Source organism: Nitrospira sp. (assembly GCA_030653545.1).
GTDB lineage: Bacteria > Nitrospirota > Nitrospiria > Nitrospirales > Nitrospiraceae > Nitrospira_D.
This window is the reverse complement of record JAURZE010000028.1, coordinates 229,082-243,439: the sequence shown is the minus strand read 5'-3', so window position 1 is coordinate 243,439 and position 14,358 is coordinate 229,082. Positions and strand designations below refer to the sequence as shown.

At 57.0% G+C, this 14,358-nt stretch carries 14 protein-coding genes and 1 tRNA gene; 9 read left to right on the top strand and 6 right to left on the bottom strand.

Going from position 1 to position 14,358, the window contains the following annotated elements; translation table 11 throughout:
* The first annotated feature begins 40 nt into the window (after positions 1–40).
* Positions 41–1,210 (top strand): OmpA family protein, encoded by a 1,170-nt coding sequence (locus Q7U39_16080; GenBank protein ID MDO9119479.1) that lies wholly within the window; start codon positions 41–43, stop codon positions 1,208–1,210.
* 115 nt (positions 1,211–1,325) lie between these two features.
* Complete coding sequence (locus tag Q7U39_16075; protein MDO9119478.1) at positions 1,326–2,045, top strand: OmpA family protein; 720 nt, start codon at positions 1,326–1,328, stop codon at positions 2,043–2,045.
* 49 nt (positions 2,046–2,094) lie between these two features.
* Here Q7U39_16075 and Q7U39_16070 read toward each other — a convergent pair whose 3' ends face one another.
* The 3 genes from Q7U39_16070 to Q7U39_16060 form a co-directional block, all read right to left on the bottom strand.
* Positions 2,095–3,339, bottom strand: coding sequence for an ABC transporter substrate-binding protein (locus Q7U39_16070; GenBank protein ID MDO9119477.1), 1,245 nt, complete (start codon positions 3,337–3,339; stop codon positions 2,095–2,097).
* Positions 3,340–3,398: 59 nt separating this feature from the next.
* Positions 3,399–3,998, bottom strand: coding sequence for a pyridoxamine 5'-phosphate oxidase family protein (locus tag Q7U39_16065; GenBank protein ID MDO9119476.1), 600 nt, complete (start codon positions 3,996–3,998; stop codon positions 3,399–3,401).
* 71 nt (positions 3,999–4,069) lie between these two features.
* The gene (locus Q7U39_16060; GenBank protein MDO9119475.1) at positions 4,070–4,444 is read right to left on the bottom strand and encodes a DsrE family protein; all 375 of its coding nucleotides are present in this window, start codon (positions 4,442–4,444) and stop codon (positions 4,070–4,072) included.
* Positions 4,445–4,576: 132 nt separating this feature from the next.
* On the opposite strand from Q7U39_16060, the gene Q7U39_16055 reads away from it, so the two are divergent.
* A complete protein-coding gene (locus Q7U39_16055) occupies positions 4,577–5,185 on the top strand; it encodes an ABATE domain-containing protein (protein ID MDO9119474.1) in 609 nt (202 codons plus the stop codon).
* A gap of 45 nt (positions 5,186–5,230) precedes the next feature.
* Here the strand turns inward: Q7U39_16055 and Q7U39_16050 are convergent, their stop codons facing one another.
* Positions 5,231–6,313, bottom strand: coding sequence for a HEAT repeat domain-containing protein (locus Q7U39_16050; protein MDO9119473.1), 1,083 nt, complete (start codon positions 6,311–6,313; stop codon positions 5,231–5,233).
* A 356-nt stretch (positions 6,314–6,669) separates the two neighbouring features.
* Here Q7U39_16050 and Q7U39_16045 point away from each other — a divergent pair.
* The 6 genes from Q7U39_16045 to Q7U39_16020 all read left to right on the top strand — a co-directional run bounded on the left by Q7U39_16045 (position 6,670) and on the right by Q7U39_16020 (position 11,391).
* Positions 6,670–6,752 (top strand) — tRNA-Leu (locus Q7U39_16045).
* 59 nt (positions 6,753–6,811) lie between these two features.
* A complete protein-coding gene (tig, locus tag Q7U39_16040; protein MDO9119472.1) occupies positions 6,812–8,134 on the top strand; it encodes a trigger factor in 1,323 nt (440 codons plus the stop codon).
* 66 nt (positions 8,135–8,200) lie between these two features.
* Positions 8,201–8,839: an ATP-dependent Clp endopeptidase proteolytic subunit ClpP gene (clpP, locus tag Q7U39_16035; protein MDO9119471.1), complete on the top strand. Its 639-nt coding sequence runs from the start codon at positions 8,201–8,203 to the stop codon at positions 8,837–8,839.
* Between the two features lie 13 nt (positions 8,840–8,852).
* Positions 8,853–10,109: an ATP-dependent Clp protease ATP-binding subunit ClpX gene (clpX, locus tag Q7U39_16030; protein MDO9119470.1), complete on the top strand. Its 1,257-nt coding sequence runs from the start codon at positions 8,853–8,855 to the stop codon at positions 10,107–10,109.
* A 183-nt stretch (positions 10,110–10,292) separates the two neighbouring features.
* On the top strand, positions 10,293–10,811 hold the full coding sequence (locus Q7U39_16025) for a TIGR02266 family protein (GenBank protein MDO9119469.1): 519 nt from the start codon (positions 10,293–10,295) through the stop codon (positions 10,809–10,811).
* Positions 10,812–10,863: 52 nt separating this feature from the next.
* Positions 10,864–11,391 carry a TIGR02266 family protein gene (locus Q7U39_16020; protein MDO9119468.1) on the top strand — a complete coding sequence of 176 codons (528 nt, stop codon included), beginning with the start codon at positions 10,864–10,866 and terminating at the stop codon, positions 11,389–11,391.
* A 772-nt stretch (positions 11,392–12,163) separates the two neighbouring features.
* Here the strand turns inward: Q7U39_16020 and tatA are convergent.
* Together tatA and Q7U39_16010 are read right to left on the bottom strand one after the other, a co-directional pair.
* A complete protein-coding gene (gene tatA / locus Q7U39_16015) occupies positions 12,164–12,967 on the bottom strand; it encodes a twin-arginine translocase TatA/TatE family subunit (GenBank protein MDO9119467.1) in 804 nt (267 codons plus the stop codon).
* A gap of 131 nt (positions 12,968–13,098) precedes the next feature.
* Positions 13,099–14,355 (bottom strand): M24 family metallopeptidase, encoded by a 1,257-nt coding sequence (locus tag Q7U39_16010; protein MDO9119466.1) that lies wholly within the window; start codon positions 14,353–14,355, stop codon positions 13,099–13,101.
* Positions 14,356–14,358 lie beyond the last annotated feature (3 nt).

The following is a 14,358-nucleotide window of genomic DNA, read 5'->3' as shown; positions in this document are numbered from 1 at the left end:
ACAAGTCCGCATGCAGCGCGTCAACACAAAAGGAGTACGCATGAAATCGATTCGCATATCCATTCTGGGCCTCGGCCTTCTCTCGATCGCAGGCAATGCCGCCGCGATTGATTGGAACGCCATCTGTTGTGACGGCGGCTATGAATACCGTCATCGTAATCAGTGGGATGCCGACAACGCCTCCAAAGACATGGCCGCTCGGCTCGCCGCGCTGGAAAAGGAACGGCAGCGGCTCGCCGACGAGCTCGCTGCGGCCAAGAAAGAAAACGGAGCGCTCAGCGACCGTGTAAGGGCGCTCGAAAGCCAACTGGCTGATCGTGACCGGGAATTGGCCGCTCTCCGCTCAAGCGCCGGTGACTCTTCGAAGCTCGCGAGCCAACTCTCTTCCACACAAAGCGACCTCAATCAATCGAAAGCCCGAACGGCAGAATTGGAACGGCAGTTGGCCGCCGCCCAGGCATCTGCAGGCGGCGACAAAGATAAACTGGCAGCCGATCTCGCAGCAGCCCAGTCACAACTCACCGCGCTTCAAGCCGGAGCCGGGGACAAAGAGAAACTGGTCACAGAACTCGCCGCAGCCAAACAGCGCAACGCGGACCTCACCTCTCAGCTCGCCGCCATGGGCGGGGCCGCCGGTGATAAAGACAAGATGGCAGCCGATCTCGCCGCCTGCAGACAACGCGTCGCGGAACTCGAGAAGATGTTGGCGGATCGGGACAAAGAGCTCGCGGGCCTCCGTGGTGATCTGTCCTCTGAGATGGCGAAATTGAAAGAAGCGCAGCGCGGCTTGATCCGAGCCTTGAAGCCGCAGATCGACAAGCAGACGATCGCCGTCGATCTGAATAACGAGCGATTGCTCATCAACCTGGCGTCAGGCTACCTGTTCGGCTCGGGAGAAGATCAACTGAAACCGGCGGGCGCCGATGCGCTGAAGCAGGTTGGTGCCATCCTCAAAGATTTCCCTGAATATAAAGTGGCGGTGGACGGACATACGGACAACCGGCCGATCAAGAGCTCGCTGAAAAAGACGTTCCCGACGAACAAGGAACTCTCTGAAGCACGGGCGGCCAACGCGGCTAAAGCCCTGACAGAAGGTGGCTTGGGCGCGGCTACGACACACGGCTATGCCGACACCAAGCCCGTGGGTCCGAATACGACCGACGCAGGCCGGGCAAAGAACCGCCGGGTCGAAATCCGCGTCACCAAGTAAGTCGCTCATCTCCACTGAGCGGGGGCCGCGTGTCGCGCTAGGCGCACGCGGCCACACATCCCCACCACACAATTATTGACGCAGACCCCGTCGCGTCTTACCAAGGAGCTGGCCCATGAACGGGAAACGCTTCCTCACAGGATCCCTTTGTCTTGTCGGTGTCATCGCCAGCGGCTGTTCAGGCAACCCTGTGTGCTGCGACGGCGGGTATGAATATCGTCACCGGAACGCTGTCCCAGTGGCAGAGGCAACAGCCGACGACCGTGACGAACGCCTCGCGGCCCTCGAGCGGGATCGCCAACGCCAACTGGCGGCCACTGCGGAACTTCACGATCAAGTCGCCGAGCTCCAGCGACAATTAGCCACACGCCAGGAACCGCCGTTGACCAAAACCTATGATGACCTGCTAACGCTACTGCGCCCCGAGATCGAACGCGGGACGATTACCGTCCAGCAATCCGGGGATCAGATCACCATCCATCTGGCAGACCGCTTGTTGTTTGAATCAGGAGCCGACCAGCTGAAGCCGGCAGGGGCTGACGTGCTCCGAAAAGTCGGCCGCCTTCTCCACAGCGTCCCGGACCGCCATCTTCGCGTCACCGGACATACGGACAATGTCCCGATCGGTGGAAAACTGATCGAGCGTTTTCCCACGAACACGGTGCTCTCACGCACCCGGGCAGGCCATGCTCGGCAGGCGTTAGAGCAGGGGGGAGCCCCCGCCGACCACATCACGGCAGAAGGCTATGGGGAAAGCCGACCCTTGGCCAGCAACGCCACGGAAGACGGGCGGCGGAAGAATCGTCGCGTCGAGATTGTAGTCTTGCCCAAATAGCAGCCTATCAGGGGGGCCGCCCACGCGTGCCCTCCTTATTTCTGAGCCATTATATTTGGCAATGATGCTGGTCCGCCGCCCCAATATTGGCGAGACCCGGCACCGTGGCGAGAATCTTGTAATGGCCTAGCCCCAGTTCTTTTCCAAAGGCTTCCCCGACTAGGACATCTTGCACGTGCTGATGATCCGATGCGCGAAAGATAGACCGTCCTTCCTTCAGCCCATCGAACTCGTGTCCTTCCAATGCCTTGATCAGCGTTACCGTATCGGTTGAACCAGCCCGCTGGATCGCTTCGAGGATCTGCGTCATCGCCGCATACCCCAAATAGCACCGGGAGGTTGGAGTATGGTTGTACTTGTCGATCACGCCTTGGATGAATCTCTTTGAGCTCTCGGTATTGATCTTGGGGTCCCAGATAAGAGCCCAGATTCCTGCATTGCTGGCATAGCCGAGCGGACGCCCAATCTGTTCTCCGCTGATCATCCCGCCGATCCCAATCTTCTCCTTCGCCAATTCCAGCTTGCCGTACCCCTTCAAGGCATGAACAAGATCCCATCCATAGAGATTGAGAATGATCGCCGTAGGCTCCTTGGCTTTGGCCGCGCTGAAGGCTGACACAAAGTCCGTGGATCCAAAAGGCATCAAGGCTTCGCCGACCAACTCCACCTTATACGCCTCCGCGGCTTCAGCCATGGCCTGCGCGGCGGCTTTGCCGTCGAGCGTACTCGTCGTAATCATGTACCACCGAGTCCCGTAGGCCTTCACCAGATGCGGCACCACCGCTTGCGCCAACATTCTTGCGTGAGGCATGAAGACAAACGTGTGGGAATTGCAGGCGGCCCCACTCAACTCGGGAAGATGAGACCCGGTCACCATGAACAGCTTGTTTTCCTTCTTCGCCAATTCCGATACCACCAGCGCACAGTCGGCGTTGAAGGTCCCCATCAGCACGTCGACCCGGTCTTCTTTGATGAACTTCGTCGCCACCTTCACGGCCGTCTCCGGATTCGACGCATCATCCGCTTCGAGGATGACGACCGGCCGGCCCAGCACACCACCACGTTTATTGAAAAGATCCACTGCCACGTTGGCGCCATGGACATCATGAATCGACGACGTCTTATAGGGACTGGACAATGGATCGAGAATGCCGATCTTGATCGGCTCACCCGTGGCGGCAAGACTCGCCCTACCCGTGACCCCCAGCACTTGCCCAATGAGATCGCTGAATATCAAGGCCCCGCCGGTCGCAGCGGACAGTTGCAAAAACCGTCTCCGTGAGAACTCGTTCATTGGTCCCTCCTTTTATCGGACAACCTGCTCGTGCTGCGTGCATTCGCGGTAGAAAGCCATCACGATTTCTTAGTATGAAGTTCTGCCTCCAGTTCGGCAATACGCTTTCTCAACGGACCGGCAAGCTCCTCAACTTCTTCCGCCGAATAACGCGGCGAAATATACTTCGGGCAGTTCCAGTCGAATGAAACCACATCGATGAAGACCAGCCGCTCCACGCTCGACCTCATCTTGAGGTCCGTCACCTGTTCGATCAGTTCCGGATGCACCAAGGCATCTTCGAAACGGGCATGGCCCAGAATTTTCAAGCGCGCTCGGTTCTTGTAGTCCATAAGAAAGAGCGCCACCCGATCGTTCACCGACACATTGCCTGTGCTCAGCAGCTGCCGATTGCCCTTGTAGTCGGCAAAGACCAAGGTCCTCCCGTCGATCAATCGCAGAAATCCTACAGGCCCGCCGCGATGCTGGATATAGGGCCATCCGCTTTCGCTGATCGAACCGATATAGAAGCTGTCTCGCATCGCGATGAATTCAGCTTCTGCTGGCCCCAATAGATCACGATCAGGAGCGCCCGCAATCTTGCCAGCCTGTCCGTAATACTGGGTCTGCGCGCGGCACACGGCATCCGTGAACATCAGATCGAGATACTTCGTTGCCATCGTCTCTCCCCGCTCGTCTTCGGTTCCAGCCAATTCAGGAGACGGCGCAGGGCCGTCTCCTGGGAATCGACTCAAAATACGATCGTCTGCCAGCCTTCCGCCAGGTAGCGCCGCAAACTTAAGAGGCCTGCTGTCCCGGCCAATGCATGGTCTTTCACAATCGGGACTCCGCAAGCTTTAACACCTTCCATCGCTCCAAAGACCTCCGCACAACCGCATGAGGCGCCTTGCACGACATCGCGAACGGCATTGTAGAGACCATTGGTCGGATGCGAGAGCTTGGTCAGCTCAGCCGGCCAGCGCGTGCCGGCGCCGTTAAACACCACGGCGACTTCGTCGCCCTTCTGTTTACATTCGGACGCCAGGGCCAGCGCATTAAAGACTCGCCCAAGCGCTTCTTCGGAACCACTCTTCGGATCGGACAGAATGATGATGGCAGTCTTCATAGCTTCCTCCCTTGACTACGTCGGCTATAATTAACCGCTGTTATTATATTTTGATGGTTATACAGAATGGAAACTAACTTGTCAAATAGGCTATTGTCGGTTACAAGCAAGTGCGTGAAGGGGAAGATGACTATGGGGAAATCGACGTTTCTATTTATTGGCAATCATCTGGCGCTTGATTTCATCAACACCGAGATAATTGTGAAGGGCGAGCGAACTGATCTGCTTGGAGACTTCAGCACGTTACTCTCTTGGCTGGTTGAGGCCGACGTCCTTACGCCACCTCAATCAGACTCAATAAGGACGACCCTGACTCACGAAGAGGGCACCATGTGGCTCCAGCGCGGAAAACACCTACGGACCGACTTGAGAACGCTTGCAGAGCGACTCGCCACACACAAGCCTATTCCTGAATCAGCGATAAATTCCGTCAATGGCAGCTTGTCACAGCGACCTGGGTATCTACAGCTCGTGAAAACCAAGGAAGGGTTTGAGCAGCGCTTTCACTCGATTGTCGACACGCATAAAGGCCTGATGGCGCCAATTGCAGAGGCGGCGAGCAACCTTCTCTGTGACACAACCCCGACCTTAATCAAGAAATGCGCGAACGACGCCTGCATCCTTTACTTTTATGACAACTCGAAAAACCACTCGCGCACATGGTGTAGCATGCAACTCTGCGGCAATCGGATGAAGGTTGCCTCCTTTTTCGAGAGACAGCGCCGCCATCCGAAGATTTGAGCGATCCTGCGAGACTCTCCCACAGCCTAAGGCGCCCTCGTTGTTCTAGCTGTATTGATCCCAGGTATCGCATTGCTTGATCGCCCAAAAAACGGCTTCCTTCAATTTCTTTAGCGCCTGATTGTCCGGATCCCGCAGTTTCTGCAGCTTCTTATCCAAATCATAGAGTGGTTGGATCGACCGCTTGTCGGGAATCTTACCCAACGCCCAAGCCACTTCGGTCAGCACCGTCCAATCGGTTTTCGGATCTTGCAGCTTGGCCAGCAAAGGAAGAACAACTGACGCGTCGCCGTGCACGCCGCCCAATTGTCCCAAACCCTTCGCGGCAGAGGCCTGCATATCCACCATTGTGGACGTATTCATGACATCCACGAGCAGCGGAATCCCTTCCTTCCCCAGGTTACCCATCGCCACCAGGGCCTGCTTGGCCAGATCACGATCCTGGAGTACCTGCTTCAGCTTCGGCAAAGCCTCATCCGCCTGCATTTCCCCCAACAGCGAAATAATCTTTACCTTCCTGGGAAGACTCGTCTCTGAAGAATCCATCAGCTTCAGCAATCGGTCGGCATGGCCCCATTCGGCTGCGAGAACCAACGGGAACTCATACTTCTCAAGCTGATCCTTTAGACGCGCCATGGCAAAACTGCCGGGATCTCCGGCCTGAACAGCCTGAGCGGCGGCAGAGGCATCCTCAAAATCTGTGCGGACTTCCTTCTGCCATTTGATCTTCATCCCGCCTAAGGCATACGTCAGCTGGCAGGCCGGGCCTTTCCAGAGGCGAGAAGGGGCGTCAGGCAGATCATTGTCTCCCCCCGAAGAGGCCGTGCCCTCCCAGGTCTTGCGCTGTTCGCATTTCACTCGGAATACCGCATCATGCGTCTTCGAGGCATCCTGCACCACGCTGTAGCCGACCTCGCCGAGACGGCGCGACACGACCGAAGACAATGGACCGGGATCACCCGCTCCCTTATCGGTCAGAGCGAGCGTCTCGACGAGCACTACTTGAATCTTATCGAGCTGCGCTTTCTGTTCAGCGGTAAAATACTCCCGATACGCCCCAGCCGGAGCACTCCATAGGATCAGGGTCCAACTGACGATGATGGAAATAAAGACAGAGTAGCGATACATCTCACCACCTCCTTACCCATGCGGAAGCTCGAGATAAACCAGATCTTGCAGTCTCCGGCCATACAGACCTCACCGCCGGACACCGATATGGTCAGTATACTCTCCCCATCCAGGACGAGCCAGGACCCATCCGTTTCCACTCCCACCTCCCCCTTCAGGCAGGCCAATCCCTACAGCCCCCTGCTCATGGTCTTCACTGCTCTCTATTGGTCGCGGTCCAGGCACTCAGAACTGCATAAACCCCACGGGAGTATGGGTTGACAGTAGGTCGCCTTCGACGGTACAAAAGGCTTACACAATCGCGTGTTTTGCTGTCTCAGCATCCACGGCGACAGCCCCGCGATGCTCCCCACCGTGCGAGCGTGGCGAAACTGGCAGACGCGCGAGACTTAGGATCTCGTGGGTAACCGTGGGGGTTCAAGTCCCTCCGCTCGCACCAAATTTGACGGCAACTCCGTTTGGGCCCGCCCCTTATGGAACGTGGAAGGATATGGACGCATGACGATGAAGATGGAAATGACCGAGCTGGGCCCCATGAAGCGGGCCTTGAAAATCGAAGTCCCTGCGCATGAAGTCACACAGCGCTTCTCGCGCGCCTATACGGAACTGAACCGCCAAGTACGCATCCCCGGCTTCCGCCCCGGGAAAGCCCCGCTAGGGCTCCTCGAAAAACGGTACGCTAAAGAAGTTGAGGAAGACGTCATTCGCAGTATCGTACCGGATTTCTACGACCGCGCCGTCCGCGAGGCCGGCATCAGCCCGGTTCTGGTCGAGATCCCGCCGCTGGAACGCGTCAAAATCAAGAAGGACGAACCCTTCACCTTCACGGCCACCGTCGAAATCAAGCCGACCATTGAACTGCGTGACTACAAAGCCCCGAACCCGATTTCACTGAAGCCGGACAAACGGACCGTCACCGACGAACAGCTCGATCGGGCGCTTGATGTCCTGCGTGAACAACAGGCAAGGCTTGAAGCGGCCGCGCCCGGCACCGCATTAAGCGATGGAGATTTTGCCGTCGTTGACCTCGAAGGCTTTCTCGATGGCACGCCGCTCGAGGGAACCAAGAAAGAAGGCCAGCTTCACAAAGTCGGTTCCAAAGCCGCACTCCTCGGCATTGAAATCGACAGTTTTTTAGTCGGCAAGAAAGACGGAGACACCGTCGAAATTCCTCAGAACTATCCCAATAGTCATCCCGATACCCGGGTCGCCGGCAAGACCGTGAAGTTCAGCCTGGCCATCAAAGGCGTGAAACAGAAAACGCTCCCGGCACTCGACGACGAATTTGCCAAGGATTGCGGGCCCTTTTCGTCGCTTCAGGAAATCAAGGACAAGCTGCGCAGTGAGATGGAAAAAGCTCTCAAGCGCGACATTGATGAATCCTACAAAGATACGATTCTCAAACGGCTGGCGGAAACGCACCACTTTGACCTGCCTGAAACCCTTGTCACTCGTGAATTGGACGCCATCGTCCGGCAGAGACTCCAAGAGCGGCAACGCGGAAAGGCCACCGACCCATCACCCGCTGCCACGGCCGAAGAACTCAAGGCCATCCGCGAAGAAAACCGCGACGAAGCCAACCGGCGCGTCAAAGTCGGCCTGATCCTCGAAGCCATTGCCACGAAGGAAGCGATCTCGGTCAGCCAGGAAGATATGAACAACGAAGTCACCAGACTGGCTACCGAACTCCGCGTCCCGATGGCTGAGCTCGTGAAGATGATTCAAGCCGGCGGCCAGGATTCCATCGAAGAATTGCGCTCGCGCATCCTGGCGGATAAAGCGTTGGACTTTGTATACCGCAACTCTGTGATCCAAGGTTAGACACGGTGCCTGCAAGCGCCTCGAACGAGTAGCGCGCTCCAAACATTGCGGAAAGGAATTCAATCTATGTTGGTCCCGATCGTAGTCGAACAAACCAATCGAGGCGAACGCTCCTACGATATCTACTCCCGGCTCCTGAAAGACCGCATCATTTTCTTGGGCGCGCCGATCGATGACATGTTCGCGAATCTTGTCATTGCCCAGCTCTTATTCCTTGAGGCCGAAGACCCAGAAAAGGACATCAATCTCTACGTGAATTCTCCCGGCGGCAGCGTCACCGCAGGCCTTGGCATCTATGACACGATGCAATATGTGAAACCACCGATCAACACCATCTGCCTCGGCCAGGCTGCCAGCATGGGCGCCTTACTCCTCACCGCCGGCGCGAAAGGCAAGCGCTATGCTCTGCCTAATGCGCGCGTCATGATTCATCAACCGCTCGGTGGATTCCAAGGACAGGCCACTGAAATCGACATTCATGCCCGAGAGATTCTCAAAATCCGCGAACGGTTGAACGAGATTATGGCGAAGCACACCGGCCAGCCGATCGAAAAGATCTCTCACGATACCGAACGCGATTATTTCATGTCCGCCGAAGAGGCCAAAACCTACGGCCTGATTGACGAAGTCATTTCCCGACAGACCAAAGGACTCAAGTCCGTGGAGTCTGGGGACGCAGCCAAAGACGGCGCCAAGGGTAAGTAACACAGGAGGACGCATGGCCAAGCAGGAGAAGGTGGATCGACATTTGCGGTGTTCCTTTTGCGGAAAAAGCCGCGATGAAGTACGCAAGCTGATCGCGGGGCCGACCGTCTATATCTGTGACGAATGCGTCAATCTCTGCAACGACATCATCGCGGAAGACTGGGAAGAAGCCAAGGAAGAAATCTCCTCCAAGCTCAAAAAACCAGCCGATATCAAGCACCACCTCGATCAATACGTTGTGGGACAAGACCGCGCGAAGCGCATTCTCTCCGTCGCCGTCCACAATCACTACAAACGTATTTCCTCCAAGGAAAAAGACGTCGACGATGTCGAACTCCAAAAAGGAAACATCCTCGTCGTCGGCCCGACCGGGACGGGAAAGACCCTGCTGGCCCAGACCCTGGCCAAGTATCTCGATGTCCCCTTTACCATGGCTGACGCCACAACCCTGACGGAAGCCGGGTACGTGGGGGAAGATGTGGAAAACATCATCCTCAAGCTCCTCCAGGCAGCTGATTACGATGTCGAACGGGCTGAACGAGGCATCGTCTACATTGATGAAATCGATAAGATCAGCCGCAAGAGCGACAGTCCCTCGATCACGCGCGACGTCTCCGGAGAAGGTGTGCAACAAGCCCTGCTCAAGCTGATCGAAGGCACCGTAGCCAATGTCCCGCCGCAAGGCGGACGGAAGCATCCCCACCAAGAGTTCATCCAGGTGAACACGAGCAATATCCTCTTCATCTGCGGAGGGGCGTTCGTCGGACTGGAATCGCTCGTCGAACAGCGCTTGAATCGCAAATCGATGGGCTTTGGGGCTGAAATTCGCGGACGCAGCGAGGCTCGACTGGGAGAAATGCTCGCCCACGTGCAGCCGGAGGATTTCCTCAAGTACGGACTCATCCCGGAGTTTGTGGGTCGCGTCCCCGTTGTCGCGACGCTGGAAGAGTTGGATGAGCGGGCGCTGGTTCGGATCTTGACCGAACCACGCAACGCCCTGACGAAACAATATGAGAAATTGCTCTCCTTCGAAAAAGTGAAACTCAAATTTACCGACGGAGCGCTCGGCGCCGTCGCGCGCAAAGCCTATCTGCAGAAAACCGGGGCCCGAGGACTCCGTGCGATCCTTGAAGAAGTGATGCTGGACGTGATGTACGACGCCCCGTCGCAAAAGCAAATCAAAGAAGTCCTCATCACGGAAGATGCGATCTCCGGAAAGAACCCCCCGATTCGCATTTTCGAGCAGGACAAAGACGCGAAAAGCGCATAAACGCGACCTTGCAGCCGGGCCGCCCGCGTGGCCCGGCGCACCACTTTTCCCTTCCTGCGTATTCCCCCAATACTGGTTACCTCGGCCTGCCTTGCGGCTTTTCGGATGATTCTCACGTATTACTCGACAACATAAAATAACCCGCTATATTTGGGGAGTATCTGAATCGCGCTAGGAGGCCTCGTGAAACTCCCTGTATCCCTCAGCCTTCGCCACAAAGGGAAAACCCTCGAACTGGACGCCTCACGAGAAATCGTGAATCTCCTCGGGAACAACGGTGAGGCGATCGGAAGCCTCTCCTGGGATTTCGTCATTGATCAAATCCTCGCCTACCGCAAGCCCAACCTTCCCAAAGAAACGCGCTCTGAACCCCGCATTAATCTGGCGTTTCGAGTGCGCTACAAGACTCCGGAAGGAGACCGCTACGATAGCCGGGCGGGGGGGATCGGCGGAGGCGGGCTCTTTATCGAAAGCACAACGCCCCTCCCGGTCGGCACCAAACTCGCCATGGACTTCTCCCTTCCGGAACAGCCCTCCGAGTGGATCCAGGCCAAAGGAGTCGTTGCCTGGGTCTGTCCCAAGGCGGATCAATACACATTTAGTCCCGGCATGGGCGTTCGATTTACAGACATTCAGCCAGAAGCACGGGATCGTATCTTGGCCATCGTGAAAACCCTCGATGGCGCCGAACGGGCCGCTTGAAGTATCGATTGACTGCCCTCCTTTGCGCCAAAGCGACTGAGGTTCTTCATAAATGAAATACCCCGTCGTCACCACCGCCGATCATCAAGGAAAGTATCTCGTGGTCGACGCAGACCAAGAAATGATTCTTATCCACGATCCCTCGGGCACTCTCCTGGGAGGAATCCCTTGGGGACACATCATTGATCGACTCCTGGCGAGTGATGACGATACGCGCTTTGCCCATTGCCGCACACACCCCCGAGCACCGCTCGCCCTCAAAGTCCGCTATTCCACGCCCGAAGGAAAGCAATTTGACAGTCTCACCGGTGGGATTGGCGGGGGCGGGCTCTTCATCGAAAGCGGAACACCGCTTGCCCCCGGAACGGAAGTGTCCGTGGAATTTGCCTTACCAGATCGACCATGGGAGAAGGTCAAAGCCAAAGGCAAGGTGGCCTGGACGAGAAATCGCCCCGAGCGCCACCTCTTGTTTCCAGGAATGGGCGTACAGTTTACGGATATTGATGAGAAAGCTCAGGCACAGCTGGTGGAATTGGTCGAGGCCTTGAACCGGAATCGCGTGCTTCCCGCAGCCCCCTAAGCGTGTGGTCAGCCCAGCGCCGCACTTGAGCGCTCTCATCATGGCTCGCGACGAATCGCAGCACTTCTTCAAACTCTCCCTCTGACAAGAATTGCAGTCGATAGGCAATCTCAGCCCGCACGTTTGACGAAGAGTCCACCCTCAACTGTTCGCGCAACAATTCGACAACCTTGGGGTCCCCTGACTCACCTAACACTGCGACTGCGGCTCGCCGGACATATGGATCAGGATCTTGCAGACGGTCCGCCAGCGCCCTCACTACCTCGGGAGACTCAACGCTCTCGAAGGCCTGAATCACGGCACGACGGACCTCTGGATCTGCATGAGCCAACTGCGACATTGCCAGCGGCCAGAGCTCTTGTACCGCATCAAGAGACGCCAAGGTCTGTGATGCTGCTGAGCGCACAGATTCGGCAGGGTCAATGAGTGACCCTGCCAGATGCACTCTTGTGCCTAGATCAAGAGGACCTACGCCGCCTAAACTCCGTACGGCTGCCTCGCGAACAATGGGCGACTGGTCCCCTAACGCCACGACAAGCGAATCGACCGCCTGCGGACTCCCGATCTTGCCCAACGCTTCGGCAGCGGTTCGCCGAGAGACGGGATCGCTGTCATGCAAGAGCCTCAACAGTGATTCTACGGTACGTTGCAGAGAGGGAGTCGCGGCCGGCTGATAGCATCCAAGCAGCGAAGCAAAACAGAGACTGAGTAGGACAAGCACACGAGACGAGGGCATCGTACCAATACTGGGTTCAGATAGCAGGGTGGCGCTTCAAACCTGTTTGGGAGGCTCTTCCTCCACCGGAGGCAGTTCTCTGGCAGCTTCCAAAGACTGCTGAAACTCTTTCTGCGCGGAATCCATCTCAAATTGGATGGTCTTCACTTGAGGGTCCACGGTATTCCGAACATCGGCGACCGTCTGACGGAATGTTCGCAAGGCGTCGCCCAACCCTTCGCCAAGGCCCTGCATATCGTTTGGAGACAGCCCCGCTGGGGCTTGAGCCGCTTTCGCCTTCAACGCGGCTTGCTGCGCCTGTACACGCGCAACCGCATCCTTGTTTACAATGGCTGAAGGACGCTTCGCTGCTGGCTTCGCTTGCGCTCCCGGTGGAAGGGGAGGATATTGCGCGCGGGACATGGGAGCCGGTGCGGCGGCTCGCTCCTCCATCGACAGGGCCTGTTGCCCGCCACCCGCCTGAATCGGTGGGGCGCCGGTCGGACGAGGAGCTTGTGGAGATTGTGGGCCCATGTTGTACATCATCGAAGCCGTGGTTCCTGGCGTCAGTTCAGGACCAGGTACATAGGGGACATTCGTCGCCTTCGGCGCGGCCTGAACCGGTGCGGCTGGCTGAAAATCCGATGCTCTATCAACGTGGGCTGCCTCAACCGTCGCCGTCAAGTCAGGCTGAACCTGGGCAACTTCTTGAGGAGGTGGGATCTCATTCACCTCCTTTTTGAACCCTTTCAGAGCTTTACCAACACCCTCGCCGATTTGCGGCAAGCGGCCCGCTCCGAAAATAATCAACACGATCACCAGGATGATGATCAGCTCTGAAATCCCCATTGTCCCGAACATGGTCGCACCCTTCCTGCTCGCAGGCGGTCAAAACCGCTATCGCTCAACCCGCATCCAACAAAAAGAATCTAGCTGCCACAATAAGAACCTGTCAAGAAACGGGTAGGGCTGACAGAGTCCTTCGGGCCGAACTACCCAATCGCGACAATCTCCGTCTGTAGCGGCTGGCCATACGCGACTGCGGCTTCCTCAGAAACATACACATCAAGTTCGCTACGAATCCCGAACTCGTCAGGAAGATAGATACCCGGCTCGATGGAGAAACAGGTCCTGGACATGAGCCGTCGACTCTCTTGCGTTTCAAGATTATCGATATTGGCTCCGTTCCCATGCACTTCTTCACCGATCGAATGCCCCGTCCGATGCACAAACCGGTCTCCATACCCGGCCTTGGTAATCACCTCACGACAAGCCTCGTCGACCTCCCAACCATAGGGCAATTGCCCGGCTGCCACCCGCTGTTGCACAAACGACAGCGCCGCATCACGACCCCGTCGTACACAATCAAAGATCTCTCGATGGCGCGAAGGAATGTCACGGGCCGTAAATCCTGTCCAGGTGATGTCTCCATATACCGCCCCTGGTTCCGTGCGTTTCGCCCATAGGTCGATCAGCACTAGGCTGTCACGCAATACAGGTGACGACCCAGCCGCTGTCGGACCGTAATGGGGATCGGCGCTATGCGCATTCACGGCGGCAATCGGCGGGCTGGAGGTGATCATCCCCGCATCATGAATCCGTCCGAGAATAAACTGCTGAAGATCATATTCGTTAAGCGATCGGCCGGCCTGCAGCGATGAGCCGACATGGGCAAACGCCTCATCGACGATCCGGCGTAACGCCGTCACCGCATATTGATGCGATTCGAGTTGCGCATCAGTCCAGACTGCCTCAAATCGTTGCACCAAATCCGCAGCACTGACGACATCCACTCCAAAACTACGAATCAACTCGATGGTACCGGCATCCACACGAGAAACATAGGGGACCGCGTTGAGCGGAGAATATTGCATTGCGATGCGGCGCGAGCCCTTTAAAATCGAGGCCAGAAGCGTCCGCTGCTGCTCCCATGATACATACTGCCGGTCCTGGCCGGGCAATTCTTCCAGCACATGCGGCTCAATGCGATGGAGCAATTTGACGGGCGTGCCCTCTGCGGGAATCCAGTAGTACCACCGGCGCGTGACATGGCGCGACGTGTCGAGCAACAACACGCGATAGGCCAGCGGATCGCTTCCGCGAAAATCATAAAAGAGCCAGCCGTCGGCCGACCCGCTCTCTAGGATGGCGGCTTGAATAGATGCCACCCGTTCTGCCCATCGTTGAATCATCATCGTGCGGGCATCATATTCGCCGAGGTGGGAGGCCGTCAAATCAAGACGCAGCATAGA

Coding starts and splice junctions, on each gene's coding strand:
- Q7U39_16080 (MDO9119479.1), top strand. CDS start 41: ATGAAATCGATTCGCATATCCATTCTGGGCCTCGGCCTTCTCTCGATC.
- Q7U39_16075 (MDO9119478.1), top strand. CDS start 1,326: ATGAACGGGAAACGCTTCCTCACAGGATCCCTTTGTCTTGTCGGTGTC.
- Q7U39_16070 (MDO9119477.1), bottom strand. CDS start 3,339: ATGAACGAGTTCTCACGGAGACGGTTTTTGCAACTGTCCGCTGCGACC.
- Q7U39_16065 (MDO9119476.1), bottom strand. CDS start 3,998: ATGGCAACGAAGTATCTCGATCTGATGTTCACGGATGCCGTGTGCCGC.
- Q7U39_16060 (MDO9119475.1), bottom strand. CDS start 4,444: ATGAAGACTGCCATCATCATTCTGTCCGATCCGAAGAGTGGTTCCGAA.
- Q7U39_16055 (MDO9119474.1), top strand. CDS start 4,577: ATGGGGAAATCGACGTTTCTATTTATTGGCAATCATCTGGCGCTTGAT.
- Q7U39_16050 (MDO9119473.1), bottom strand. CDS start 6,313: ATGTATCGCTACTCTGTCTTTATTTCCATCATCGTCAGTTGGACCCTG.
- tig (MDO9119472.1), top strand. CDS start 6,812: ATGACGATGAAGATGGAAATGACCGAGCTGGGCCCCATGAAGCGGGCC.
- clpP (MDO9119471.1), top strand. CDS start 8,201: ATGTTGGTCCCGATCGTAGTCGAACAAACCAATCGAGGCGAACGCTCC.
- clpX (MDO9119470.1), top strand. CDS start 8,853: ATGGCCAAGCAGGAGAAGGTGGATCGACATTTGCGGTGTTCCTTTTGC.
- Q7U39_16020 (MDO9119468.1), top strand. CDS start 10,864: ATGAAATACCCCGTCGTCACCACCGCCGATCATCAAGGAAAGTATCTC.
- tatA (MDO9119467.1), bottom strand. CDS start 12,967: ATGTTCGGGACAATGGGGATTTCAGAGCTGATCATCATCCTGGTGATC.
- Q7U39_16010 (MDO9119466.1), bottom strand. CDS start 14,355: ATGCTGCGTCTTGATTTGACGGCCTCCCACCTCGGCGAATATGATGCC.